The 692-nt window shown below is 71.4% G+C and carries 1 protein-coding gene; it reads right to left on the bottom strand.

What is annotated here, in order from left to right; all coding sequences use genetic code 11:
• Nucleotides 1-336: 336 nt before the first annotated feature.
• A partial coding sequence (locus ROTAS13_RS25470; RefSeq protein ID WP_171979261.1) for an HAD hydrolase family protein occupies nucleotides 337-692 on the bottom strand: 356 nt, incomplete at its 5' end.

The raw sequence follows: 692 nt of genomic DNA, 5'->3' as shown, positions 1-692 counted from the left end.
TGGAGCTGTGCGTAGATGTGATCAAGAGACAGCCTCTCCGCCGGGGACATGGTATGTCCCCGGACCCCGCCTTTCGCTGGCTCTGCGTGGTGGCCGTCAGCCTGCGGCCTGATCCCTGGGAGCAGGTAGCGACGCGGGGCTCCCGAAAAGAAGAAAAGCATCCTTACCGCGCGGGTGGCCCGGGCAGTCCGCCGGAGAGCCATGCTCTCCAGCGCGATCCGGCCACAGGGAGAGCCCACTCATCGGGTCCAGGGCCCGCAGGGTCCTGGCGGATAGGGGGTCCGGGGCGAAAGGCAGCGCCTTTCCCCCGGGACGGCGCAACGCCTGAAATGGCGTTCAGGCCCGGGCGGGTTTCCAGGCCAGCAGGCGCAGGGCGTTCAGCGTGACCAGGACGGTGGCGCCGGTATCGGCCAGGATGGCGGGCCAGAGGCCGGTGATGCCGGCGAGGGTGGTGGCCAGGAAGAGCGCCTTCAGCCCCACGGCGATGCCGACATTCTGGCGGATGTTGCGCAGCGTGTCGCGCGACAGGGCGACGAGCTCGGCGACGCCTGCGACGCGGCCGTGCAGGAGGGCGGCGTCGGCGGCCTCCAGCGCGGTTTCCGTGCCACCGCCCATGGCGATGCCGGTGCTGGCGGCGGCGAGCGCCGGGGCGTCGTTGATGCCGTCGCCAACCATGGCGACGGGGCCAGCGG

This window comes from Roseomonas sp. TAS13 (assembly GCF_001950415.1).
GTDB lineage: Bacteria > Pseudomonadota > Alphaproteobacteria > Acetobacterales > Acetobacteraceae > Roseomonas > Roseomonas mucosa.
This window is presented reverse-complemented; position numbering and strand designations above follow the sequence as displayed.